The 23,319-nt window shown below is 61.6% G+C and carries 19 protein-coding genes; 12 read left to right on the top strand and 7 right to left on the bottom strand.

Going from position 1 to position 23,319, the window contains the following annotated elements; all coding sequences use genetic code 11:
• The first annotated feature begins 5 nt into the window (after positions 1-5).
• The 4 genes from hemJ to HHA01_RS08300 all read left to right on the top strand — a co-directional run bounded on the left by hemJ (position 6) and on the right by HHA01_RS08300 (position 3,974).
• Entirely contained in the window at positions 6-437 is a 432-nt protein-coding gene (gene hemJ, locus HHA01_RS08315) for a protoporphyrinogen oxidase HemJ (protein ID WP_141319629.1), read from the top strand.
• Entirely contained in the window at positions 437-1,249 is an 813-nt protein-coding gene (gene thiD, locus HHA01_RS08310) for a bifunctional hydroxymethylpyrimidine kinase/phosphomethylpyrimidine kinase (RefSeq protein ID WP_141319627.1), read from the top strand. Before hemJ ends, thiD begins: the two co-directional genes overlap by 1 nt.
• Positions 1,250-1,428: 179 nt before the next feature.
• Positions 1,429-2,718, top strand: coding sequence for a glutamate-1-semialdehyde 2,1-aminomutase (gene hemL / locus HHA01_RS08305; RefSeq protein WP_141319625.1), 1,290 nt, complete (start codon positions 1,429-1,431; stop codon positions 2,716-2,718).
• Between the two features lie 26 nt (positions 2,719-2,744).
• Entirely contained in the window at positions 2,745-3,974 is a 1,230-nt protein-coding gene (locus HHA01_RS08300; RefSeq protein ID WP_141319623.1) for a P-loop nucleotide/nucleoside kinase family protein, read from the top strand.
• Between the two features lie 39 nt (positions 3,975-4,013).
• Here HHA01_RS08300 and HHA01_RS08295 read toward each other — a convergent pair whose 3' ends face one another.
• Positions 4,014-4,670, bottom strand: coding sequence for a LuxR C-terminal-related transcriptional regulator (locus HHA01_RS08295; RefSeq protein ID WP_141319621.1), 657 nt, complete (start codon positions 4,668-4,670; stop codon positions 4,014-4,016).
• Between the two features lie 435 nt (positions 4,671-5,105).
• On the opposite strand from HHA01_RS08295, the gene rdgB reads away from it, so the two are divergent.
• The 4 genes from rdgB to HHA01_RS08275 all read left to right on the top strand — a co-directional run bounded on the left by rdgB (position 5,106) and on the right by HHA01_RS08275 (position 8,692).
• A complete protein-coding gene (gene rdgB, locus HHA01_RS08290) occupies positions 5,106-5,705 on the top strand; it encodes an RdgB/HAM1 family non-canonical purine NTP pyrophosphatase (RefSeq protein ID WP_141319619.1) in 600 nt (199 codons plus the stop codon).
• Positions 5,702-6,886, top strand: coding sequence for a radical SAM family heme chaperone HemW (gene hemW, locus HHA01_RS08285; RefSeq protein ID WP_141319617.1), 1,185 nt, complete (start codon positions 5,702-5,704; stop codon positions 6,884-6,886). Before rdgB ends, hemW begins: the two co-directional genes overlap by 4 nt.
• A 192-nt stretch (positions 6,887-7,078) precedes the next feature.
• On the top strand, positions 7,079-7,750 hold the full coding sequence (locus tag HHA01_RS08280) for a YiaD family glycine zipper/OmpA-like lipoprotein (RefSeq protein ID WP_141319615.1): 672 nt from the start codon (positions 7,079-7,081) through the stop codon (positions 7,748-7,750).
• A 90-nt stretch (positions 7,751-7,840) separates the two neighbouring features.
• Positions 7,841-8,692 (top strand): 23S rRNA (adenine(2030)-N(6))-methyltransferase RlmJ, encoded by an 852-nt coding sequence (locus HHA01_RS08275; protein WP_141319613.1) that lies wholly within the window; start codon positions 7,841-7,843, stop codon positions 8,690-8,692.
• A gap of 50 nt (positions 8,693-8,742) precedes the next feature.
• Here the strand turns inward: HHA01_RS08275 and mnmE are convergent, their stop codons facing one another.
• From mnmE to rpmH, 4 genes are all read right to left on the bottom strand, one after another.
• On the bottom strand, positions 8,743-10,113 hold the full coding sequence (gene mnmE, locus HHA01_RS08270) for a tRNA uridine-5-carboxymethylaminomethyl(34) synthesis GTPase MnmE (protein WP_141319611.1): 1,371 nt from the start codon (positions 10,111-10,113) through the stop codon (positions 8,743-8,745).
• Between the two features lie 108 nt (positions 10,114-10,221).
• The gene (gene yidC, locus HHA01_RS08265; RefSeq protein ID WP_141319609.1) at positions 10,222-11,907 is read right to left on the bottom strand and encodes a membrane protein insertase YidC; all 1,686 of its coding nucleotides are present in this window, start codon (positions 11,905-11,907) and stop codon (positions 10,222-10,224) included.
• A gap of 204 nt (positions 11,908-12,111) precedes the next feature.
• Positions 12,112-12,510 carry a ribonuclease P protein component gene (gene rnpA, locus HHA01_RS08260; protein WP_141319607.1) on the bottom strand — a complete coding sequence of 133 codons (399 nt, stop codon included), beginning with the start codon at positions 12,508-12,510 and terminating at the stop codon, positions 12,112-12,114.
• A 10-nt stretch (positions 12,511-12,520) separates the two neighbouring features.
• Complete coding sequence (gene rpmH, locus HHA01_RS08255) at positions 12,521-12,655, bottom strand: 50S ribosomal protein L34 (RefSeq protein WP_027960517.1); 135 nt, start codon at positions 12,653-12,655, stop codon at positions 12,521-12,523.
• A 515-nt stretch (positions 12,656-13,170) separates the two neighbouring features.
• Between rpmH and dnaA the strand changes: the two genes are divergently transcribed.
• The 4 genes from dnaA (at position 13,171) to gyrB (ending at position 19,664) form a co-directional block, all read left to right on the top strand.
• Positions 13,171-14,640, top strand: a complete 1,470-nt coding sequence (gene dnaA, locus HHA01_RS08250) for a chromosomal replication initiator protein DnaA (RefSeq protein WP_141319605.1) — start codon at positions 13,171-13,173, stop codon at positions 14,638-14,640.
• 214 nt (positions 14,641-14,854) lie between these two features.
• The gene (gene dnaN, locus HHA01_RS08245; protein WP_141319603.1) at positions 14,855-15,958 is read left to right on the top strand and encodes a DNA polymerase III subunit beta; all 1,104 of its coding nucleotides are present in this window, start codon (positions 14,855-14,857) and stop codon (positions 15,956-15,958) included.
• A 158-nt stretch (positions 15,959-16,116) separates the two neighbouring features.
• Entirely contained in the window at positions 16,117-17,232 is a 1,116-nt protein-coding gene (gene recF, locus HHA01_RS08240; RefSeq protein ID WP_141319601.1) for a DNA replication/repair protein RecF, read from the top strand.
• An 11-nt stretch (positions 17,233-17,243) separates the two neighbouring features.
• The gene (gyrB, locus tag HHA01_RS08235; RefSeq protein WP_141319599.1) at positions 17,244-19,664 is read left to right on the top strand and encodes a DNA topoisomerase (ATP-hydrolyzing) subunit B; all 2,421 of its coding nucleotides are present in this window, start codon (positions 17,244-17,246) and stop codon (positions 19,662-19,664) included.
• A 350-nt stretch (positions 19,665-20,014) separates the two neighbouring features.
• Here gyrB and gmhB read toward each other — a convergent pair whose 3' ends face one another.
• Entirely contained in the window at positions 20,015-20,578 is a 564-nt protein-coding gene (gene gmhB, locus HHA01_RS08230; RefSeq protein WP_141319597.1) for a D-glycero-beta-D-manno-heptose 1,7-bisphosphate 7-phosphatase, read from the bottom strand.
• Positions 20,579-21,254: 676 nt separating this feature from the next.
• Positions 21,255-23,318, bottom strand: coding sequence for a glycine--tRNA ligase subunit beta (glyS, locus tag HHA01_RS08225; RefSeq protein ID WP_141319595.1), 2,064 nt, complete (start codon positions 23,316-23,318; stop codon positions 21,255-21,257).
• Position 23,319 lies beyond the last annotated feature (1 nt).

Below are 23,319 nucleotides of genomic sequence, written 5' to 3'. Positions count from 1 at the left end.
GTGACATGTATCTCTGGATCAAGGCCTTTCACCTGATTGCCATGGTGACCTGGTTTGCGGCGATGTTCTATCTGCCGCGCCTCTATGTATACCATGCCACGGCGCGGGATCAGGACGACCGGCAGGCCATGGCGTATTTCACCACCATGGAGCGCAAGCTGTATCGGGGCATCATGATGCCCTCGATGGTGGCGGTGCTGATCTTCGGTGGCCTGATGCTCTATCTGGTACCCGGCTGGCTGAGTCAGGGCTGGATGCACATCAAGCTGACCCTGGTGGCCCTGCTGGTGGCGTATCATCATGTATGCCTGATCTATCTCAAGCAGTTTGCCGCCGAGCGCTGCCAGCGCAGCTCGAGATATTTCCGCATCTTCAATGAACTGCCCGTGATCGCCCTGCTGGGGATCATCCTGCTGGCCGTGCTCAAGCCGTTCTGATGACGCCGTCCTTGACCTTCAATCGACACCTGCCGGTAATTCTGGCCCTGGGGGGGCACGATCCCACCGGCGGCGCCGGTATCATTGCCGACGCCGAGGCCATCGGTGCCTGTGGCGGCTGGGCGTTGACGATTCCCACGGCGATGACGGTACAGAATTGCCGCGATGTCAGCCGCGTGCAGCCGGTGGCCGGCGAACTGGTCAGCGAGATGGCCGACGGGCTGGCGGGTATCGAGATCGATGCCATCAAGATCGGTCTGCTGAGCGATGTCGCGAGCCTGGAGGCGGTGGCGGACATCGTCCGGCGTCGGCCCGGAGTGCCGGTGGTGGCCGATCCGATCCTCAAGGCAGGCGGTGGTCGTGAGTTATCCACGGATGCCCTGGCGGCGGCGTACGCGTCGCGCCTGCTTCCCCTTGTGGATATCCTGACGCCCAATCATCTCGAGCTGCAGCGTCTGGCCGAGGCGGTATGTCGGGATGAGACCGACAGGGCAGTCAGCCTGATGCGCCAGGGCTGCCAGGCGGTGCTGGTTACCGGCACCGATGCGGCGGACGCCGATGACAAGGTTGTCCACACCCTGCATACACCGGATGGTGATCGGCAGTGGGAGTGGCCACGCTTGCCGGCGGTCTTCCATGGCTCGGGATGCACCCTGGCCTCGGCGCTGGCGGCTCGGCTGGCGCTGGGGGACTCCATGGTTGCCGCCTGCGAGCAGGCTCAGGCCTTTACCTGGGAGGCGCTGTCGCACGGCTGGTGCCCGGGAGACGATCAGTGTCTGCCGCGGCGCTACTGGAACGGGCCAGGTATGTAATACTGAACGAGTGTGCCGAAGCAGCATTGGCGGGATGATGGCGACCACTTCGACGCTGTTCACCGGTCGATCACTGCTCGTCAAAAGTTTATCCAACGAATTATCCACAAGCTGGAGGCCGTCAGTTTCCTGCCTCCAGCATCATCCAGAGCTTTCCCTCAACAGGACAAGAGGTTGACATGACCACATCAGCGCAGCTCTTCGAACGGGCCTGTCGACGCATTCCCGGCGGTGTCAATTCGCCGGTGCGTGCCTTCAAGGGCATGGACCGTTCCCCGGTTTTCATGGAGCGTGCCCAGGGAGCGTATCTATTCGATGTGGAAGGCAAGCGTTATATCGATTATGTGGGCTCCTGGGGGCCGATGATCACCGGTCACGCCGATCCCGATGTGCTGGGCGCGGTGCGCGAGCGTCTCGATGATGGCCTGTCCTTCGGCACGCCGACGGCCATCGAGACCGACATGGCCGACCTGATCTGCGAGATGATCCCCAGCATGGACATGGTGCGCATGGTCAATTCCGGCACCGAGGCCACCATGTCCGCTGTGCGACTGGCCCGCGGCTACACGGGACGCGACAAGATCGTCAAGTTCGAGGGCAATTACCATGGTCATACCGACTCCCTGCTGGTCAAGGCGGGCTCGGGAGCCGTGACCCATGGTGAGCCGAGCTCGCCCGGCGTGCCGGCATCGCTGGCCGAACATACCATCACGCTGTCGTATAATGATCCGGATGCCGTGGAGGCCTGTTTCGAGGAAATCGGCGACCAGATCGCCTGCATCATCGTCGAGCCGGTGGCCGGCAACATGAATTGCATACCGCCCCAGCCGGACTTTCTCGAAACCTTGCGGCGGGTCTGTGATCGTCATGAGAGCGTGTTGATCTTCGATGAGGTCATGACCGGCTTTCGCGTCGCCATGGGCGGCGCCCAGGCACATTATGGCGTTACCCCGGACCTGACCTGCCTGGGCAAGATCGTCGGTGGCGGCATGCCCGTGGGGGCTTTCGGCGGCCGCCGCTCGATCATGGAAAACATCTCGCCGCTGGGACCGATCTATCAGGCCGGCACCCTGGCGGGTAACCCTCTGGCCATGGCGGCGGGCATTGCCCTGCTCAACAAGGTGCGTGAACCCGGCTTCCATGATGCCCTGTCCCAGCGTGCCGCAACGTTGTGCGAAGGTCTGCAGACGCGTGCCGATGCTGCGGGTATCGACATGATCACCCAGCAGGCTGGGGGCATGTTCGGCATCTTCTTCACCGGACAGAGCCGGGTGGACAATTTTGCCCAGGCCACGGCCTGTGATGGCGATGCCTTCCGCCGCTTCTTTTCCGCCATGCTCGACCAGGGGATCTACCTGGCACCGTCGGCATTCGAGGCCGGCTTCATGTCCAGCGCGCATGCTCCCGAGGATATCCAGGCGACCCTGGATGCCGCCGAAACGGTGTTTGCGTCGATGAATCAGGCCTGAAGGGCGTTACTGCAAGGAGATCGGTAATGAGCCAGCAACCGCACGACACCCTGCCGCGGGAGGCGGATTTCGACCTTGCGTCACTGATTGCCGCCTTGCATGCCTGGCATGCACAACAGGGCACGGTGGACGAGGCATCGGCCGCGCAGTTGATTCGCGACCGCAGTCAGGCAGAGCTCCAGGCCCTGGGTTCACTGCTGCACGGTGAAGAGGATCGCCAACGGGTGGCCGATCTCGAACGCTGGCTGGAGGAAAACATCGCGCGTCTCGAACCTGTGCTACAGGCGCGCTGCACCGGGCTCTTGCCGGCCAGTTGGGCCAGGGCTCATGCGGAGAGTCGCTTGATCGATGACGGCCGGGTCCTGATGGCCAATGCCATTGATCGGGATCTTGCGGGCGCGGGCCCAGAGGGGCCGCTGGATGCGGCGAGCGATCTGGCCTCCCTGCTGGTCGGCCTGGAAGTCCGTGATGAGCGTCGCCTCGCCTTTCAGGCACTGGATGGCTATCTGCGCCTGACGGGCGATTACGAGTTGCCGCGACTCTTGCCGGTCTTCCAGGTGATCGAGGCATTATCCGGGGCGCGTCGTGTCCTGCGGCGTTTCAGCGATGCCGGGGACGAGGAACAGCCGGCATTGCTGGCCGAGACGATGAGCGATTTTCGGCGTTATATCGCCCTGGCCGAGCAGTATACCGAATTTCGCTTCCCGCCCCTGGTGATCGGGGTCGGTGTCTCGGGGAGCGGCAAGAGCCGTTTCACGCGCACCCTGGTGGAGCGGCTGGGCGCCATTCGCGTGTGTTCGTCCGCCGAGCGTCGTCGTCTGTACGATGTTTATCCACAGGAGGAGAGCCCGCAACCGGATGTGGACATGTTTTCACGGACGGCGACCGAGGCAACCTATCAGCGCCTGGCCCGCTGCGCCGGCGCGCTGCTGGATGCCGGTCTGCCGGTCTGCGTCGACAGTACCTGTCTCCAGCGGGAGCAGCGTGACCTGCTGCGCCATCAGGCCGAGGCCCGCGGCCTTCCGGTGTTGCTGATCCATTTCGAGGTCGATGACGCCACGCTGCGCCGGCGCATTGCCAAGCGGGCTACGCGGCAGTCAGTGGCGACCGAAGAGAGCCTGGGTGTGCTGGAACAGCAGTGCAGCCTCTTCGATGCCTTCACCGAAGAGGAGCGTCGTCTGCTGGTGCGTTTGGATACCACGGCCGACAATGCCGCTGAAACCCTGGCCGGGCTGATGCAGGAACATATGCGCTGACAAGTGGAGGCCAGAACCGGTGCTCTCCGGGATCCTGGTTCATTCTCCTCTCGGCGGCGGGGCTCCCAGATGCTGGCGGGCCCAGCTGACGGCCTGACGGCGCGTGTTCACACCGATCTTCTTGAAGGTATTGTAGAGGTGTGATTTCACGGTGTGCTCGCTGACATTCAGGATGTCGGCGATCTCCAGGTTGGAAGACCCCGAGCCCAGCAGGCCGATGATTTCCTGTTCACGCTGGGTTAGACCGCAGGCCGGTCGATAGGCATTCATCTGCTGTTGACGCAGGAACTCCAGGAGTCGCGCCATCAGTGAGCGGGACATCCAGGGGTGGCCTTCCATCAGCGTGGTCAGACCCTTGCAGATGAGGGACAGGTCATCCTGACGATAGAAGACTCCTTGGAGGTGCATGGCGGATACCAGTTCCGCGGCATGATCCTCGTCGGCAAGGTTGAACACGGCCAGAGCCACACCTGGCTGGTCGGAATAGTGGGTATACCAGGCATATACCGAAGCTTCGCTCATGTGGTCGATATCCAGCAGGATGACCGTGGGCAGGGCTTCTTCATGCGTCGGTCGGGATTGTGGCAACGTGACGGACACAGGGAAATCGCCCTGTTCACGCAGGTAATCCACAAAGAGTTGGGAGAAGGCGCTGGGCTCTGTCACCAACAAGAGAGAGCGGTGGTCCTTATCCATGGGTAGCCTCCTTGGCCTGGCTGAATGGTCGTCATGGTTCACGGCACTTGGCATGCATGGTGATGTTGCCTGCATCCCAGGGTGTCGACGATCTTCCCCTGCAAAGAACGCCAGTCGCCTTTACGCTGCCAATTGCCGTTAGAACGGCTGATGCAGAACCTGCGGCCAGGGCCTCTCCGGGCTCTCGGTTCACGTTGTTTCACCACAGGTCTTAGTCGTTTAAGCTTAGTACGTCTCTATAGCATGCATCTTAACGCAATGTAATAGATGGCTGTAAAAAGTTTGTTCATGCGTTGCGCACGCCTGTCAGTGCCGCGAGCCGCCGCAATCTGAGCGCTGTCAGACGTTCCGCCAGGCTCATTCCTTATGCTGGCTATTACGCCTAAAATACTGCCATGAATCCCTTATCCGTTTTGTCTGGCAAGAGCGTACGAAATGCCCCAACAATTGGTAATCGCCAGCGGTAACGCCGGCAAGTTGAATGAATTTCATCAATTACTCTCGCCCCTGGGTTACGAGGTCCAGCCGCAGTCCGCATACGATGTTGTGGAGGTCGAAGAGACCGGAGTGACCTTTGTCGAAAACGCCCTGCTCAAGGCGCGTGAAGCCAGTCGCGTCAGTGGAGCCGCGGCCCTGGCCGATGACTCCGGCCTGGCTGTCGACGCCCTCCAGGGGCGGCCGGGCATCTACTCGGCGCGTTTCGCGGGCGAACCCAGGAGTGACGAACGCAACAACCAACAGCTTCTCGAGGCCCTGGCCGATACGCCTGAAGGTCGGCGCCAGGCCCGTTACTGGTGTGTACTGGTATTGCTGCGCCATCCCGAGGATCCGGTACCGCTCATCGTCCAGCAACACTGGGAGGGTGAAATTCTGGCCCATCCTCGCGGGGACAGCGGTTTCGGCTATGATCCGCTCTTCTGGCTGCCGGATCAGGGCATGTCGGCCGCGGAGCTGACGGCCGCCGAGAAGAATCGGCTGAGTCATCGGGGGCGTGCCTTGGGCGCCTTGGTGACGGCCTTGTCCGAAACACCATGAGTACTGCGTCGAACACGCTTCCGCCCCTGGCGCTCTACGTCCATGTGCCCTGGTGCGTGCGCAAGTGCCCCTACTGTGACTTCAATTCACACGGTGTGGGGCGCGGTGCGGCTTTGCCGGAAGAAGCCTATCTGGCGGCGCTGATCGACGACCTGAAGGCCGATCTGCCGTTGGCCGCCGGGCGTGAAGTGGTCAGCGTGTTCATCGGCGGCGGCACGCCCAGCCTGATGTCGGCCTCCTTCTATCGTCGCCTGCTGCAGGCGCTGGAGGCTTGCCTGCCGTTGGCCGAGGATATCGAGATCACTCTCGAGGCCAATCCGGGTACCCTGGAGCGAGGGCGCTTCGCCGGTTATCGCGCGGCGGGCATCAATCGGCTGTCACTGGGCGTGCAGAGTTTTCAGGATGAGCAGTTGACGGCGCTGGGGCGTATCCACAGCGGTGATGATGCCCAGGCGGCCGTTCAGGAAGCACGCGAGGCGGGCTTCGATAACCTCAATATCGACCTGATGCATGGGCTCCCGGGTCAGAGCGTGGCGTCGGCGCTGGCCGATCTGGACCAGGCCCTGGCGCTCGCGCCGGAGCATCTGTCCTGGTACCAGCTGACCCTGGAGCCCAATACCGAATTTCATTCCCATCCGCCGACCCTGCCCGAGGAAGAAGTGCTCTGGGACATCCAGGACATGGGACATGACAAGCTCGAGGCCGCCGGGCTGGCACGCTACGAGATTTCGGCCTACTCACGCCCCGCGCGGCGCGCTCGCCACAACCTCAATTACTGGCAGTTCGGAGATTATCTGGGCATAGGTGCCGGGGCACATGGCAAGCTGAGTGCCCGGGCGGAGGGCGAACTCGCTATCGAAAGGCGCTGGAAGGCTCGTCAGCCCGAGGCCTACCTGCGTCGGCATCAGGATCCGCGTGGTTTCGTGGCTGGTCGCGCCCCGGTGAGCGATGAAGAACTGCCGCTGGAATTCGCCATGAACGCCCTGCGGCTCGTCGATGGGGTGTCCATGGCAACCTGGGAGGCCAATGCCGGCAAGCCGGCGTCGCTGATGCACGCGCGTCTGCAGGAGGCTCGAGAAAAAGGACTTTTGGTGGAAGATACTCGGAGGCTGCAAGCATCATCCCGAGGGCTATTATTCTTGAACGAGCTACTGGCCATTATCAGTGAACCCGATCGGTGAGGCCGGTGCCCAAGGAAACACTGCTTAAATGCCTGCACATGTGAATCGCTTCGTTACACGGTGCTCGAAGGCTCGCCTAACTAATTGTTATGTCTCGCTTTCTGTGCTCCGTGCGCCTTGCGCTTCACTATGCTCGTCGATTTAACCAGCGTTCCCTAATGGATAATCAATGTCATTTCAAGGAGTACTCGCATGACCAAACCCTTTCGTTCGCTCGTTCCCGTGGCCGTTGCCGTGCTGCTGGTAGGGTGCAGCACCACCAATTCGAATAGCGGACAGACCCAGCGCGGTAATACCGGGACCGGGGCGGCCATTGGTGCCGTGGTCGGGGCCGCGGCCGGTGCCCTGAGCGGTGATGGCAGCTCCAGCCGTCGTGACCGGGCCTTGATCGGTGCCGCCGCCGGCGCGGCAATCGGTGGTGGTGTGGGAGCCTACATGGATCGTCAGGAAGAGCAGTTGCGTCGCAGCATGGAAGGTACCGGCATCGGTGTTGAGCGCGATGGCAACGATATTGTGCTCAACATGCCCAGCAGCGTCACCTTCGGTTTCGACTCCAGCGAGCTGACATCCTCGGCCACCAGTGCCCTGAACGATGTGTCGCGGGTGCTGACCGAGTACACCGACACACGCATCAATATTGCCGGGCACACCGACAGCATCGGGGATGCCGGCTACAACCAGCAACTCTCCGAGCGCCGTGCCCAGGCAGTGGGCCAATACCTCGCCCGCTCCGGCGTGGCCACCAGTCGGCTCAACATGCAGGGCTACGGGGAAAGCCAGCCGGTGGCCAGCAACGATACCGAGTCCGGCCGTGCCCAGAATCGTCGTGTCGAGCTGACACTGTCGCCCATCCAACAGAGTTGATCACCCCGGCTTCTCGAGCCGCTCTCAAACCGGCCCGCCGACCTCTCCGAGGGGCGGGCTCTTGCCTTGTCGACCTCGGAATCCGTGACCATGCTTTCGTATCAGCACGCCTACCATGCGGGTAATTTCGCCGACGTTCACAAGCATCTGACGCTTTATGCGGTGATTGATCATTTATTACGTAAAAAGTCATCTGTTACGTACATAGATACTCATGCCGGCCGTGGTCGCTATCCCCTGCAGGCGAAAGAAACCTCGCGCCTGGCAGAGTACCGCCATGGGGCCGAGAAGCTCTGGCAGGCACGCCAGACGTTGCAGGCCGATCCCCTGCTCGAGGACTGGCTGGCCGGCCTGGCAAGCGCTCAGCAGCATCAGCCAGCCACCAGGCTCGACCATTACCCGGGATCCCCCTGGTGGATGGCCCAGCGACTGCGCGCGCAGGACAGCCTGCAACTCTTCGAGCTGCATCCCGGCGAGCATGGCCACCTGAGTCAGCAGGAGCTGCCTGTCCGGGCACGTCATCGACATGCCGATGGCCTCTCGGGATTGCTGAGCGGCTTGCCCGTCAAATCCCCGCGACTCTGCGTGCTGGTGGATCCCAGCTATGAACGCAAGAGCGAGTACGCCGAGGTGGCGGATACCCTGCTCGAGGCCATGCGCAAGGCACGCCATGCCATCATGCTGGTGTGGTATCCGTTGCTGCCGGCAGAGCATTACATGACACTGCTCGAGGCCCTGAAGGCGGGTGGCCAGCGCAAGATATGGCGCAGCGAACTGAGCCTGGGGACGGTCGGCCGGGAAGGCGGCATGCATGGCAGTGGCATGCTGGTCATCAACCCGCCCTGGGGGCTGGAGCAACGTCTCGCGGATGCCATGCACAGGCTGACGCCACTATGGGGTGACGCCAGCCATTACCGAGCGGATTGGTGGGTCCCCGAGTAGCCGCTGTTCCGGACTTGCCGTGCGCATGCCGGGATACGCTGCGCCGAGCGTCACTTGCCGATACAGAAGCTACCGAAGATCTCGCCGAGCAGGTCATCGGCGCTGAACTCCCCGGTGATTTCCCCCAGGGCCTGCTGGGCATCTCGCAGGTCCTCCGCCAGCAGTTCGCCGGCGCCGTGTCCGGATAGCTGTGCCCTGCCGTTGTCCAGCGCCGAGGCGGCCCGGTCGAGGGCGTCCAGGTGGCGGCGGCGGGCCGAGAAGCGTCCTTCGGTGGTTGTGGAAAACCCCATCACCGACTTCAGGTGATCCTTCAAGTTATCCACACCCTCACCGGTCTTCGCCGAGAGCCGGATGATCGGTGTCGCGCTGGAAGTGTCCATACCCGGCGTTTCCTGGCTGCTATCCACCTTGTTGCGCACCAGGGTCAGGCGGCCGGGATCGGCGAGTCGCGCGACGAATTCCGGCCAGATGGCCATCGGATCCACGCTGTCGGTGGTCATGGCATCCACCATCAAGAGCACGCGATCCGCTTTTTCGATTTCCGACCAGGCCCGTGCGACACCGATCTGCTCCACGGCGTCCGGGGTATCACGCAACCCGGCGGTATCGATTACGTGCAGCGGCATGCCGTCCAGGTGGATATGTTCGCGCAGGACGTCGCGGGTGGTGCCCTCGATCTCGGTGACGATGGCGGTGTCCTGCTCGGTGAGGGCGTTCAGCAGGCTGGACTTGCCGGCATTGGGGCGCCCGGCAATGACCACGTTCATGCCTTCGCGCATCAGGGCCCCCTGGCCAGCACTGTCGCGCACCTCGGTCAGAGTGGTGCGAATCGCGTCGAGCTTGCCGGCGACATGGCCGTCGGCGAGAAAGTCGACTTCTTCTTCGGGGAAATCGATGGCGGCCTCGACATACATGCGCAATTCGATCAACTGCTGGACGAGGGTGTCGACCCGTGTCGAGAACTCGCCCTGAAGCGAACGCAGCGCATTCTCGGCAGCGCCGCGCGAGCTGGCTTCGATCAGGTCGGCGATGGCTTCGGCCTGGGCCAGGTCCAGCTTGTCGTTGAGGAAGGCGCGCTCGGAAAACTCCCCGGGTCGGGCCAGCCGCGCGCCCAGCTGAACACAGCGCTCCAGCAGCAGGTCCATGATCACGGTGCCGCCATGGCCCTGGAGTTCGAGGACATCTTCCCCGGTAAAGGAATGGGGCCCGGCGAAGAACAGCGCGATGCCTTCGTCGAGTAGGCCGTTGTGGCCCTGAAAAGGCAGGTGCAAGGCGTGTCGCGGGGCCGGGCAGGACCCCAGTACCCGCTCGGCGATCGAGCGGCTGAGAGGCCCCGAGACGCGAATGATGCCGACACCACCCTGGCCGGGCGGTGTCGCCAGGGCGGCAATGGTGTCTTGCGAATACAGATGGTCGGCCATCGGCTATTCCTCGTGGTGATCGCGGTTATTGTCGGTTTCATGGGCCATAAACACCAGACCCCCGCAGGGGCGGGGGTCTGGTGGATCGAGCAGGGCAGGCGTGGCTGCTTACTTGGTCTTCATGCCCTTGCCGATTTCGGGGTCGGCCTCGATCTTGCGCGTGATGAAGTACTGCTGGGCGATCGAGGTGATGTTGTTGACCACCCAGTAGATCACCAGGCCGGCCGGGAACCACAGGAAGAAGAAGGTGAAGACAACTGGCAGCATCTTCATGATCTTGGCCTGGGTCGGGTCCGGCGGTGTCGGATTCAGCAACTGCTGCACATACATGGAGGCGCCCATGAGGATCGGCAGCACGAAGTAGGGGTCCTTCACCGACAGGTCGGTAATCCACAGCATGAAGGGCGCATGGCGCAGCTCCACGGACTCCAGCAGCATCCAGTACAGGGCGATGAAGACCGGCATCTGAACCAGGATCGGCAGACAGCCGCCCAGCGGATTGATCTTCTCCTTCTGGTAGAACTTCATCATCTCCTGGGACATCTTCTGACGGTCGTCGCCATACTGTTCCTTGAGACGTTGCATCTCCGGCCCGAGCTTGCGCATGCGCGCCATGGACTTGTAAGCCTTGGCCGATAGCGGCCAAAGGGCCGTCTTGACCAGCAGCGTCAGGATGACGATGGACCAGCCCCAGTTACCGATGATGTCGTGGATGTGGTCGAGCAGCCAGAACAATGGGTTGGCGATGAACCACAGCCAGCCGAAGTCGACCGTCAGCTCCAGGTGAGGCGCCACGGCTTCCAGGCGATCCTGGATCTTGGGCCCCATGTAGAGAGTCGCCTGCAGCGAGCCTTCGCTCTGGGCACCCAGTGTCTTGGTGGGGCCGGCAAAGGCCGCGACATTGCGGTTCTGGGAGTCGGTCGCGACATAGTAGAGGTTCTGCTGATCCTGGGGTGGGGCCCAGGCCGACGTGAAGTAGTGCTGGATCATGGCCACCCAGCCGCCTTCCACATCGCGGTTGTTGAATTCGCCGTTTCGAATTTCCTCGAAGTCGACCTTCAGGTAGCGGTCTTCCGGGGTCGAAAAAGCGGCTCCCAGATAGGAGCTCATCCCCATCTTGGGCCCGCTTGAGGGGTCGCTGGAGTTGTCACGTACCAGCTGTCCCACAAAGCGTGCGGTTAATGGGGTTTCGCTGGCATTGTTCATCAAGTACTCGACATTCACCGCATAGCTGTTGCGGTCGAAGGTGAAGCGCTTGATGACATCTACGCCATTGACCGTGGCGTTCAGATCCACCTGCAACTGATCATCGCCTTTGGCCAGCTGGTAGGAGGTCTGCTCCGGATCGAAGGCGATGCGGCCATCATGACCTTCCAGCTGCAACCCCGAGCGCGCCACATAACTGCGGGTGCCGTTGTCGGAAAGCAGTACGAAGGGTTGGTCGGAATTCTGGGCGTACTTGTGCTGGGGCAGGGCGGCATAAACGATGTCGCCGCCTTGCGGGTCGATACGGATATCCAGCACATCCGTGGTCACGGCGATCAGGTCGCGACTGTTGGATGCCGGTTCGTTACCCGGCATCTGATTGTCCATGTCCGCACTGGAAGGGCTGCTGGCAGGAACCGAGAGGTCACTGCTCTTTTCGGTGCCCTCGGGCGCTGTCGAGCTCTCGCTCGCAATGCCCGGGGCTTTCGGCGCCTGTGTGGCCTGGCCATAGTCCTGGTTCCACTGCACTACGATCAAGTAGGCGAGCACTGCCAGGGGAATCAGCAGGAGGAGTCGTTTTACGTCCATGAGGGGTCTGCCCGATGGGTGGTGAACATTCCGATGGCGTAGCGTGATTCGTACACCCTGCACAAACGAAAGCCCGCCAATGGCAGGCCGGCTCTCGTCAGAGGAGCGTCCGCTTTCGGCGGGGTGACGTCAAGCTTGGCGGCAAGCGGAGAAAACAAGCTCATCAGAGCTCCAGACGATGATGACAGCCGCAGGGTGGATGCTTCATCGATGCTCTGTCGAGGCGTCAGAGGAGCGACGTGAGGCCTTCTGCGCTTCACGCTCAAGGCGACGCCACATGCCATGTAACTGGCGGTGGACAACATCATTGTCCAGCTCCTGTACGCCACGTCGGGCGAGCAGCACGATATCCACGGCGGGAAGTCGGTGCTGTCGATGCCGTATGGATTCACGCGTGATTCGCTTGAGACGATTGCGATCAACGGCCCGACGGACATTTTTCTTGCTGAAGATCAGGCCAATACGCGGGTGGCCCAGGGTATTGGGTGTGGCCAGCGCCATCATCCCTTTGCCGTGCAGCTTGAAGGCTGCCGAATCGAAGACACGTCGATAGTCCTCGGCGGTCAGCAGTCGCAGCCGCCGAGGAAAGCCCTGACAGGACACGTGTTCTCGATCAAGCGCTTAGACGCTTGCGGCCCTTGGCGCGACGGCGCGCCAGGACGGCACGACCATTCTTGGTGGCCATGCGAGCGCGGAAACCATGCATGCGCTTGCGCTTGAGAACGCTGGGTTGAAAGGTGCGTTTCATAACTGATTATTCCCACGTGGTGTTGGTACGGAGTCGAAAACTGTTTGAGGCGCTCGGCTGCTGCATCGGCGCCAAGCAAAACCGGCTCAAGACCGGGCATTGTAGTGATTTCCAGGCGCTGGCGCAATTCCTGCTCGACCTGGGCCCGACAAGCCTCGTTTCTCGGGTCGCCATGACAATCATTATTACAAGAAGAAAGGATAACTGATTCTGTTATTATTGTTGGGGAGAAAAATTGTGGAAAACCTGGATTAAAGTCTTATCTTCAAATAGTTAGCTTTTTATTGCTGCTGTGCACAACCTTGGAGAAAAGCGGGAGCTGGCTGTGAATAGCCTCTGCAAGGATTCCAGAACTGTACACAGGGGCCGATGCTGCCACCTGTTGTGCGCCGCTTGACACTCAGCCTGAAAACAGGGTTTTCCACATTGTCAAATCAGGCATGCTGTCATGTGGATAACCCGCAGGTTGAGCGCTACAATGTTCGGCCGTTCTTGAATCTACGATGTGAGGTTGTGTGTCACTCGCTCTCTGGCAACAGTGTCTGGCTACCCTTCAGGATGAGTTGAGCTCCCAGCAGTTCAATACCTGGATCCGCCCCTTGCAGGCGGAAGAGGGGGAGGCCAACCAGCTGCGCCTGCTGGCGCCGAACCGCTTTGTGCGCGACTGGGTCAGTGACAAGTACGCCAAGCGCATCAGCGAACTGATGCGCGAGCTGGCGCCTGCCAAGCCGCCCAAGGTCGTGCTGGTGGTGGGCAGCCGTCGTGCCGCTCCTGCCCCGCAACCGAGAGAGCTCGGTGACCCTGTTTCGGCAACGCCCCAGGCGCCCAATGTGCACACGCCACCGCGCGGAGATGTGGCGGATGAATCGGAGATCGACCAGGCCGGGAATGAGGCCGAGGAAGCCCGTGCCCCACGTCGGACCTCAGGAGAGCGTCAGGTGCAGGTCGAGGGCAGCCTCAAGCACAACAGCGGGCTGAATCAGAACTTTACCTTCGACACCTTCGTCGAGGGCAAGTCGAATCAACTGGCCAGGGCCGCCTCCCGCCAGGTTTCCGAGAACCCCGGGGGCGCCTACAATCCGCTGTTCCTGTATGGCGGAGTCGGCCTCGGCAAGACGCACCTGATGCATGCGGTGGGCAATGCGCTGGACATGCGGCGCGAGAATGCGCGCGTGGTCTACCTGCACTCGGAACGCTTCGTGGCCGACATGGTCAAGGCACTGCAGCTCAACGCCATCAATGACTTCAAGCGCTTCTACCGCAGTGTCGATGCACTCCTGATCGACGACATCCAGTTCTTTGCCGGCAAGGAGCGCTCCCAGGAAGAGTTCTTCCACACCTTCAACGCCTTGCTCGAGGGCGGTCAGCAGATGATCATGACCTCAGACCGCTATCCCAAGGAAATCAGTGGGGTAGAGGAACGTCTGAAGTCGCGCTTCGGCTGGGGGCTGACCGTGGCGATCGAGCCGCCGGAGCTCGAGACGCGGGTTGCCATCCTGATGAAGAAGGCCGATCAGGCCAAGGTCAACCTGCCCCATGACGCCGCCTTCTTCATTGCCCAGAAGATCCGCTCCAATGTCCGTGAGCTGGAGGGCGCGCTGAAGAAGGTCATTGCCGATTCGCACTTCATGGGCAAGACGATCACCCAGGACTTCATCCGCGAGTCGCTCAAGGACCTGCTGGCACTGCAGGACAAGCAGGTCGGTGTGGATAACATCCAGCGCACCGTGGCCGAATACTACAAGATCAAGCTGGCGGACCTGCTGTCGAAGCGGCGTTCGCGCTCCGTTGCGCGGCCGCGTCAGGTGGCCATGGCACTCGCCAAGGAACTGACCAATCACAGCCTGCCCGAGATCGGCGATGCCTTCGGGGGCCGTGATCACACGACCGTGCTGCATGCCTGCCGCAAGGTTCAGGCGCTGCAGGACGAGAGCGCGGATGTTCGCGAAGACTACAAGAACCTGCTACGTATACTGACGAGTTGAGTGCCACGCAATCGATCCGGTCGGCTCGCCGGCCTCAGGAAGTGCTGCATACATCGCCGAGCATAGTGAAGCGCAAGGCGTATGGAGCACAGAAAGCGAGACATAACAAGTAGTTAGGCGAGCTTTCGAGAACCGCACAACGAAGCGATTTGCATGCGCAGACATTTATGCAGTGCTTCCTTCACACCCCTCCAGGACAAGAAGTGGAGTCGACATGAAATTTTCCATTTCCCGAGAAGCGCTGCTGCGCCCGCTGACTCTGGTCGCCGGCGTGGTGGAGCGGCGTCAGACCCTGCCGGTACTGTCCAACGTCTTGATCCAGGTCGAGCAGGATCAGGTTTCGTTGACCGGCACGGATCTGGAAGTCGAGCTGATCGGTCGTACCGTGGCTAACCAGGTCGATGAGGCGGGTTCGGTCACCGTACCCGCGCGCAAGCTGATGGATATCTGCAAGTCGCTGCCCGAACAATCGGACATTCAGCTGGCGGTGGAAGACAATCGCGCCGTGCTGCGCAGCGGCCGCTCGCGTTTCACGCTGTCGACGCTGCCGGTGGCGGAATTTCCGAACATCGAGGATGGCCAGGCCAGCACAGAGCTGAGCCTGCCGCGCGGCACCCTTAAGCGCCTGATCGATGCCACTTCCTTCGCCATGGCGCAGCAGGATGTGCGCTACTACCTGAATGGCATGTTGCTGGAATTCGGTACCAATCTGGTGCGCACCGTTGCCACGGACGGCCACCGTCTGGCCGTGGCGTCGCGCTCTGCCGAAGTGCAGGTCGAGCCTGCACAGAAGCTGATCGTGCCGCGCAAGGGCGTCATGGAGCTGGTGCGATTGCTGGATGATGGTGAGGATCCGGTGAGCATCACCCTGGGGTCTACCCATGTGCGTGCCCATACCGGCGATTTCACCTTCACCTCCAAATTGGTGGACGGCAAGTTCCCGGATTACGAACGCGTGGTGCCCAAGGGGGGCGACAAGGTGCTGATCGCCGATCGTGCCGAGCTGCGCCAGGTGCTGTCACGCACGGCGATCCTCTCCAACGAGAAATATCGCGGTGTGCGCCTGAATCTCGAGGAAGGCAACCTGCGCGTAATGGCCAACAACCCTGAACAGGAAGAGGCCGAGGAAAATGTGGGTGTCGAATATACCGGCCCAGCCATGGAGATCGGCTTCAATGTCGGGTATCTGGTCGATGTTATGAGTGTGCTGGACGAGGATCGTGTTCAGTTGACCCTGGCCGACCCCAATAGCAGCGCCCTGCTGGAGGAGCCGGGTGGCGGCGATGCCTTGTATGTCGTCATGCCCATGCGCCTCTAGGCAGCCCGTGACGTTGCCGCTGGCGCCATACGGAAAGCGGCCCGCCATCGACCTGGTTGTGCGGGCCGGGTCATGGCATGCGACGCTTCCGCAATTACTCTGACTCGCCGTGCCGATTCCCTGATTGACAGGGCATCGGCAACAGGACCCTCTCTTCGATGCCTCTCGATCGTCTCGCCTTCCAGGGTCTGCGCAACTTCAAGACCCTCGAACTCTCTCCTGGACCACGCATCAATGTCTTCGTCGGTGAAAATGGCTCGGGCAAGACGAGTCTTCTCGAGGGAATTCATGTGCTTGGTATGGGGCGTTCCTTTCGGACACGCCAGCTGCGCAATGCCATCGCGCATGATGCCTCCGAGCTGGTGTTGCATGGACATCTTGATGGTGAGCCGCCGGTTCCCATCGGGGTACGCCGTCGTCTCGATGCCGATGAGCTGGAAATGCGGCTTTCCGGCGAAAAGGTAGGGCGGGTGTCCGAGCTGGTGCAGACGCTGCCGTTGCAGTTGATCAATCCCGATGCCTTTCGTCTGCTGGAAGGCTCACCGGCCGGCCGGCGTGAGTTTGTCGACTGGGGTGTGTTTCACGTGAAACATGACTTCCTGGATGCCTGGAAACGCTACAGAAGAGCGCTGAAGCATCGGAATGCCCTGCTCAGACATGGTAGAATGCAGGATGCATCAATGAGCGCCTGGGAGCGGGAGCTGGCGCATTGGGGCGCCCGCATGGATGACCTGCGACATGCCTGGCTGGATGCCTTTCTTCCCGTCTTTCAGGAAACGCTCGAGGGGCTTATCAGCTTGCCCGATCTGCAGTTGCGCTATGCCCGCGGCTGGGACCGCAAGCGTGAGCTTGCCGAGGTGCTGGAACAAGGTAGAGAAACCGATCAGCAGATGGGCTTCACTCAGCAGGGACCACAGCGTGCCGATCTGAGCATTCGCCTCGGACGCCGGCCTGCCGTCGAGATCCTCTCCAGAGGCCAGCAGAAGCTCGTGGTGAGCGCCTTGAAGCTGGCCCAGGGCAGGCTCCTGGAACGCCTCACAGGGCGCTCATGCGTCTATCTGATTGATGACCTGCCCGCCGAGCTGGATGATGGCCGGAAGCGCATCTTCTGTGAGTGGCTGATGCACATGCGCTGCCAGGCGTTCATTACCAGTGTGGATCCGGGCGCCTTGATGGAACAGTGGGACCCGAACACACCGGTGTCGATGTTTCACGTGAAACATTCCGAGGTGGGCCAGGGGCAGCTGCTGCCAATGGACAGACAGACTTCATGATGGAGTAGTCAATGAGCGAACAAGCTTACGACTCATCGAGCATCAAGGTTCTCAAGGGACTGGATGCGGTACGCAAGCGGCCCGGTATGTACATCGGCGACACCGATGACGGCACCGGCCTTCACCACATGGTCTTCGAGCTGGTGGACAACTCCATCGATGAGGCACTTGCCGGCCACTGCAGTGAAATCGGGGTGGTGATTCATCCGGACGAGTCGATCACGGTACGCGACAATGGGCGTGGCATTCCCACCGAGATCCATGAAGGCGAGGGGGTATCGGCCGCGGAAGTGATCATGACTGTGCTGCACGCCGGCGGAAAGTTCGATGACAACTCCTACAAGGTCTCCGGTGGCCTGCACGGTGTCGGCGTCTCCGTCGTCAACGCGCTCTCCGAAGAGCTGAAATTGACCATCTGGCGTCAGGGACAGGTCCACGAGCAGGTTTACCGTCATGGTGTGGCCGAGTCGCCACTCAGTGTCGTCGGCACCACCGAGCAGAGCGGCAGCCGAGTGCATTTCCGGCCTTCCACCGAGACCTTCCACAACATCGAGTTTCATTATGATGTGCTGGCCAAGCGCTTGCGAGAGCTGTCATTCCTGAATTCCGGTGTGGCCATTCGCCTGACCGACGAGCGTAGCGGCAAGGAAGAGCTTTTTCACTACGAGGGCGGTCTGCGGGCCTTCGTCGACCATCTGAACACCAACAAGACGGTCCTCAATCCGGTCTTCCACTTCAATGTGGAGCGCGAGGATGGCGTGGGCGTCGAAGTGGCGATGCAGTGGAATGACACCTTTGCCGAGAACATCTTCTGCTATACCAACAACATCCCCCAGGGGGATGGTGGTACGCACCTGGCCGGTTTTCGCGCTTCCCTGACGCGCACCCTGAATCACTACATCGAGGCCGAAGGGCTCCTGAAGAAGGCCAAGGTCAGCACCTCGGGGGATGATGCACGCGAGGGCCTGACGGCGATCATTTCCGTCAAGGTGCCGGACCCCAAGTTTTCCTCGCAGACCAAGGACAAGCTGGTGTCTTCCGAGGTCAAGACGGCCGTCGAGCAGGAAATGGGGCGCCAGTTTTCCGACTATCTGGTCGAGCGCCCGAACGAGGCCAAGGCCATCGTCAACAAGATGCTGGACGCAGCTCGTGCCCGCGAGGCGGCCCGCAAGGCGCGGGACATGACGCGTCGCAAGGGTGCCCTGGACATTGCCGGTCTACCGGGCAAGCTGGCGGATTGCCAGGAAAAGGATCCCAGCCTTTCCGAACTCTACCTGGTCGAGGGTGACTCGGCGGGTGGCAGTGCCAAGCAGGGACGCGATCGGCGTACCCAGGCCATCCTGCCCCTCAAGGGCAAGATCCTCAACGTCGAGAAGGCGCGCTTCGACAAGATGCTGTCATCCGCGGAGGTCGGCACCCTGATCACGGCCCTGGGCTGTGGTATCGGTCGCGAAGAGTTCGATCCCGACAAGCTGCGCTATCACTCCATCATCATCATGACGGATGCCGACGTGGATGGCTCGCACATTCGGACCCTGCTGCTGACCTTCTTCTTCCGCCAGATGTCGCAGCTGATCGAGCGCGGCCACGTCTATATCGCGCAGCCGCCGCTATACAAGATCAAGCGGGGCAAGCAGGAAAGCTACCTCAAGGACGAGCAGGCCCTGACCCAGTACCTGACGACGACGGCACTGGATGGGGCACGCCTGCACGTCAATGCCGATGCGCCCGGCATCGAAGGCGAACAGCTCGAAGCCCTGGTCAGTCAATATCGCGATGTCATGAACCGGATCGATCGCCTGTCTCGCGTCTACCCGGACATCGTGCTCAGAAAGATCGTGCATGCCACCAGGCTGCAGGGCGAGGAGAGCCTGCGCGATCGTGCCGTCATGCAGAGCTGGATCGACCATCTGCAGTCCGAGATGGATGCCATCGTCTCCTATGAGGGTGGCCCTCGGTACCACTTCCATCTCGAGGAAGACTCGGAGCGAGGTTTCTTCCTGCCGGCGGTCAGCCTGACGGCCCATGGCACCACCTCCAACTATATCTGGGGAGTCGACTTCTTTACTGGAGCCGATTATCGTGCCCTGGCGGGGCTGGGCGAGACCCTGGACGGCCTGCTGGAAGAGGGTGCCTACATCGCCCGCGGCGAGCGCAAGAAGTTGGTCGGGAACTTTTACGATGCCCTGGAGTGGTTGATGAACGAAGCCCAGCGGGGCCTCTCCATCTCCCGCTACAAGGGCCTGGGCGAAATGAACCCTGACCAGTTGTGGGAAACCACCATGGACCCCAACACGCGTCGCATGCTGCGGGTCTCCATCGAGGACGCCGTGGCCGCCGACATGATGTTCAACACCCTCATGGGTGACGAGGTCGAACCGCGCCGTGACTTCATCGAGCGCAATGCCTTGACGGCCAATCTGGATATCTAGCCCTATTACTCCAGGGAGTGTTTCACGTGAAACACTCCCTGTGCTCGCCTGTGGCCAGAACAGCAGAAGCGCCGCACCGATGCTATCGGTGTGGCGTTTTTTATGCCAATTTATTGAATAATAGGCGAAATTGCTCGGGTGCCTATTGCGTCGCTTCGCGTTGACGGCAATAGCCCGTGATCGCAAGTCTTGAAACGTGTCGCGCTTGGGTAGCCCGGGAGATGGCGTGAGAGGGCTCGCGTCGGATGCATGCAAGTTGTTTCACGTGAAGCACGGCTGTCGGTTTGGTCATCCCCTGAGTGAAGCGGAAAAGGGCAGCTGTCCTGGTTCCCGGGCGAGTCTACCGAGCCTCAACGGCTATCCCCGTCATGCAACAGCCATGCGGTAAAGGCCGCCAGATCCTCAAACACCGGTGTATCGGAAGCGGAAATATCGGGGTGTCTGTCGAGAGTGCGCTGGCCTTTCCCTGTCAATACCAGCGCCTGCTGGCAGCCGGCGGCCTGTCCGGCCTGAAGGTCCCCGAGACTATCGCCTATCATCCAGCTGTCCTGCAGCGTTTCCAGGCCGAGGGCTTCCCGGATATCGATCAGCATGCCAGGCAGAGGCTTGCGGCATGCACACTGGTCGTGCGGCCCATGGGGGCAGTATGCGATATGGGCTATCTCGCCGCCGGCCTCGGCAACCAGCGCATTCAGGCTGTCGTGCATGTGCTTGAGCTCGGTCTCATCATAGTAACCGCGGGCAATGCCGGACTGGTTGGTGGCGATGGCAGTCGTCCAGCCGGCTTGCGTCAGACGTGCGATCGCCTGGATGGCGCTCGGATAAGGAATCCATTCCGCCAGCGACTTGATGTAGTGGTGGGAGTCCTGGTTGATGACCCCGTCGCGGTCAAGGATGACGAGCTTGGTGGACATGGTCGGCGGCTGTTTCAGGATGAGAGAGTCGCCAGTGTAGAAGGATGTTTCACATGAAACAATCGTGGTTGGTGTGAGGGGTGACGGGAGAAGAGCAGAAGGAAGAGAGAAGAGGGAAGAGAGAAGAGGGAAGAGGGAAGAGGGAAGAGGGAAGAGGGAAGAGGGAAGAGGGAAGAGGGAAGAGGGAAAAGTTGCCGCTTGGTTTCGTGGTGCCGTAATGATTATTAGCTGGCTCAGCGGATTAATGTTTCACGTGAAACATGTGGCTCTCCTGAGTGAATCCGCTGTCTGACATGCCGACAGCCACTCAGTGGTTTGAAGGGCGGAAAAGGTAGCCTGGATAGCAGCGGGGAATTAGTGTTTCGAGCTGCCGTCGCGAGTCGAGCGTCATCCAGGTGAAAGCGAGGGTGTTTCACGTGGAACATGGTTGGCGTGCCGGTGGGTAACCTGATTGGCCGTTGGGGAAGTCGCCTGGTGGCTGTAAGGGAGGAGGGGTGAAGAATGCACAGGTGTGAAACGGAGGGAGCGGCTGGAGCTGGAGTAAGGCGAGGCCAGGGAGTACAGGGGTGAGGTCTTCAAAAAGCAGGGGCGTGTTTCACGTGAAACACGCCCCTGTGTCATCGGGGAGGGGTCAAATCCCCGCCGGTAAGCCGCTCAACCCTGAGGTGTCACTGACTCAGGTCAGCTCGGCGATATCCGCCACTTCCAGGAAGAGCCCCTGCAGGCTGGCCAACAGCGCCAGGCGATTGCGTTTTACGGCGTCATCGTCGGCCATGACCATCACCTGGTCGAAAAAGTCGTCGACCGGCTGGCGAAGGCCCGCCAGGACGTCTAGAGCGGCTCTGTAGCGGGCTTCGGCAAATAACGGGGACACCTGTTGCCGGCAGGCCGTCACCGCTTCAAAGAGGGCCTTCTCGGCGTCTTCCTGAAGCAGCCCGGCATTGACGTCGAGCCCTGCGCCCTCACCCTGCTTGGCGAGGATATTGGCGACGCGCTTGTTGGCGGCGGCGAGGGCGGCGGCCTCTTCTCGATCGGCAAACGCATGCACGGCTTTCAGGCGACGCGCGAAGTCCAGGGGCTTGGTGACCGGACGGCTGCGCACGGCCAGGTACACCTCTGCGCCGATGCCTTCGTCGCGGGCCCAGGCTCGGAAGCGGTCGAGCATGTAGGCCTGAACCTCGTCGACCAGCCCCTCGGCCTTCGGCAGGTTCTGGTGCTGGGAGGCGGCCAGCTCGAGGAGCTCGCGCAGATCCAGGTCCAGCCCGGCCTTGATCAGGATGTTGAGCACCCCGATGGAGGCGCGACGCAGGGCGAAGGGGTCCTTGGTGCCACTGGGGCGCTGACCGATGCCGAAGATGCCGGTCAGGGTGTCGAGGCGGTCGGCCAGTGCCAGGGCCAGGCCGGTGGCGGTAGCGGGCACCTCGTCACCGGCAAAGCGCGGCAGGTACTGCTCTTCGAGGGCTCGGGCTACCTCGTGCGATTCGCCGTCATGGGTGGCGTAATAGCGGCCCATGGTGCCCTGTAGCTCGGGAAACTCCTGCACCATCTCGGTCACCAGGTCGCACTTGGCCAGTTCGCTGGCACGTTGCGCCTGGTTGACGTCACCTCCGATACGGTTGGCGATGAAGGCGGCAATGGCACCACTGCGATGGGCCTTGTCGGCCAGCGTGCCCAGCTGCTGCTGGAAGACCACACTGGAGAGTTCCTTGATGCGCTCGCCGAGCGGACGCTGGCGATCGGTGTCATAGAAGAAGGCGGCATCCGACAGGCGAGGGCGAATGACCTTCTCGTTGCCGTCGATGACCAGCTCCGGTTTGTGGCTCTCGATATTGGCGATGGTGATGAACTGGGGACGCAGATTGCCTTTGGCATCGAGCAGGTGAAAGTACTTCTGGTTGGCCTTCATCGAGGAAACCAGACACTCGGCCGGCACTTCCAGGAAGCGTTCGTCGAAGCTGCCGGTCAGGGCGACAGGCCATTCCACCAGGCCACTGACCTCGACCAGCAGTTCCTCGTCGATGACCGCGGTGGCCTCGTTGACCTCGGCTTCGGCGAGGACCTGTTCGCGAATGCGCTCGCGACGCTTGTCGCGGTCCACCAGCACCCAGGCGTTCTCCATGCAGGCCAGATAGTCATCGGCGTGATCCAGCTCGAAGGCCTGAGGGGCGTGGAAGCGATGGCCGCGCGTCGTGCGACTGGATTGCAGCCCCAACGCCGAGGCCTCGACCACCTGCTTGCCGTAGAGCATGACCAGCCAATGGGCCGGACGCGAGAACTCGACCCGCGAGTCGCCCCAGCGCATGTTCTTGGGGACGGGCAGGGCGGTGATGGCGTGCTCGACAATCGCCGGCAGCAGCGAGGTGGTGGCTTCACCGATCTGCTGTTCGCGGTAGCCCAGCCAGGTGCCCTTGTCGGTTTTCAAGTGGATCAGCTCATCGACGCCGACGCCACAGGAGCGGGCGAAACCTTCGGCGGCCTTGGTGGGTTCGCCATCCTTGAAGGCGGCGGCGAGGGACGGGCCTCGGCGCTCGATCTCGCGGTCGGGCTGCTTGTCGGCCAACCGGGCCACCTGGACCGCCAGGCGGCGAGGACTGGCGAAGGCGACGACCTGGCCGTGTTCGACATTGGCGTCATCCAGCCCCTGGCGAATGCCCTCGGCAAGGGCATCCGACAGCGTATCGATGGCGCCCGGCGGCAGTTCTTCGACGCCCAGTTCGAGCAAAAAGGTATCGGCGGCCATG

Source organism: Halomonas halmophila (genome assembly GCF_006540005.1).
Lineage (GTDB): Bacteria > Pseudomonadota > Gammaproteobacteria > Pseudomonadales > Halomonadaceae > Halomonas > Halomonas halmophila.
The sequence above is the reverse complement of the archived record's forward strand: the minus strand, read 5'-3'. Positions and strand labels throughout refer to the sequence as shown.

Excerpts from the sequence above, each read along its gene's own strand:
- hemL (WP_141319625.1), top strand. The coding sequence starts at position 1,429 with ATGACCACATCAGCGCAGCTCTTCGAACGGGCCTGTCGACGCATTCCC.
- hemW (WP_141319617.1), top strand. The coding sequence starts at position 5,702 with ATGAGTACTGCGTCGAACACGCTTCCGCCCCTGGCGCTCTACGTCCAT.
- yidC (WP_141319609.1), bottom strand. The coding sequence starts at position 11,907 with ATGGACGTAAAACGACTCCTCCTGCTGATTCCCCTGGCAGTGCTCGCC.
- thiD (WP_141319627.1), top strand. The coding sequence starts at position 437 with ATGACGCCGTCCTTGACCTTCAATCGACACCTGCCGGTAATTCTGGCC.
- recF (WP_141319601.1), top strand. The coding sequence starts at position 16,117 with ATGCCTCTCGATCGTCTCGCCTTCCAGGGTCTGCGCAACTTCAAGACC.
- gmhB (WP_141319597.1), bottom strand. The coding sequence starts at position 20,578 with ATGTCCACCAAGCTCGTCATCCTTGACCGCGACGGGGTCATCAACCAG.
- mnmE (WP_141319611.1), bottom strand. The coding sequence starts at position 10,113 with ATGGCCGACCATCTGTATTCGCAAGACACCATTGCCGCCCTGGCGACA.
- glyS (WP_141319595.1), bottom strand. The coding sequence starts at position 23,318 with ATGGCCGCCGATACCTTTTTGCTCGAACTGGGCGTCGAAGAACTGCCG.
- HHA01_RS08295 (WP_141319621.1), bottom strand. The coding sequence starts at position 4,670 with ATGGATAAGGACCACCGCTCTCTCTTGTTGGTGACAGAGCCCAGCGCC.
- dnaN (WP_141319603.1), top strand. The coding sequence starts at position 14,855 with ATGAAATTTTCCATTTCCCGAGAAGCGCTGCTGCGCCCGCTGACTCTG.
- hemJ (WP_141319629.1), top strand. The coding sequence starts at position 6 with ATGTATCTCTGGATCAAGGCCTTTCACCTGATTGCCATGGTGACCTGG.
- HHA01_RS08300 (WP_141319623.1), top strand. The coding sequence starts at position 2,745 with ATGAGCCAGCAACCGCACGACACCCTGCCGCGGGAGGCGGATTTCGAC.
- HHA01_RS08280 (WP_141319615.1), top strand. The coding sequence starts at position 7,079 with ATGACCAAACCCTTTCGTTCGCTCGTTCCCGTGGCCGTTGCCGTGCTG.
- rdgB (WP_141319619.1), top strand. The coding sequence starts at position 5,106 with ATGCCCCAACAATTGGTAATCGCCAGCGGTAACGCCGGCAAGTTGAAT.
- HHA01_RS08275 (WP_141319613.1), top strand. The coding sequence starts at position 7,841 with ATGCTTTCGTATCAGCACGCCTACCATGCGGGTAATTTCGCCGACGTT.
- gyrB (WP_141319599.1), top strand. The coding sequence starts at position 17,244 with ATGAGCGAACAAGCTTACGACTCATCGAGCATCAAGGTTCTCAAGGGA.
- rpmH (WP_027960517.1), bottom strand. The coding sequence starts at position 12,655 with ATGAAACGCACCTTTCAACCCAGCGTTCTCAAGCGCAAGCGCATGCAT.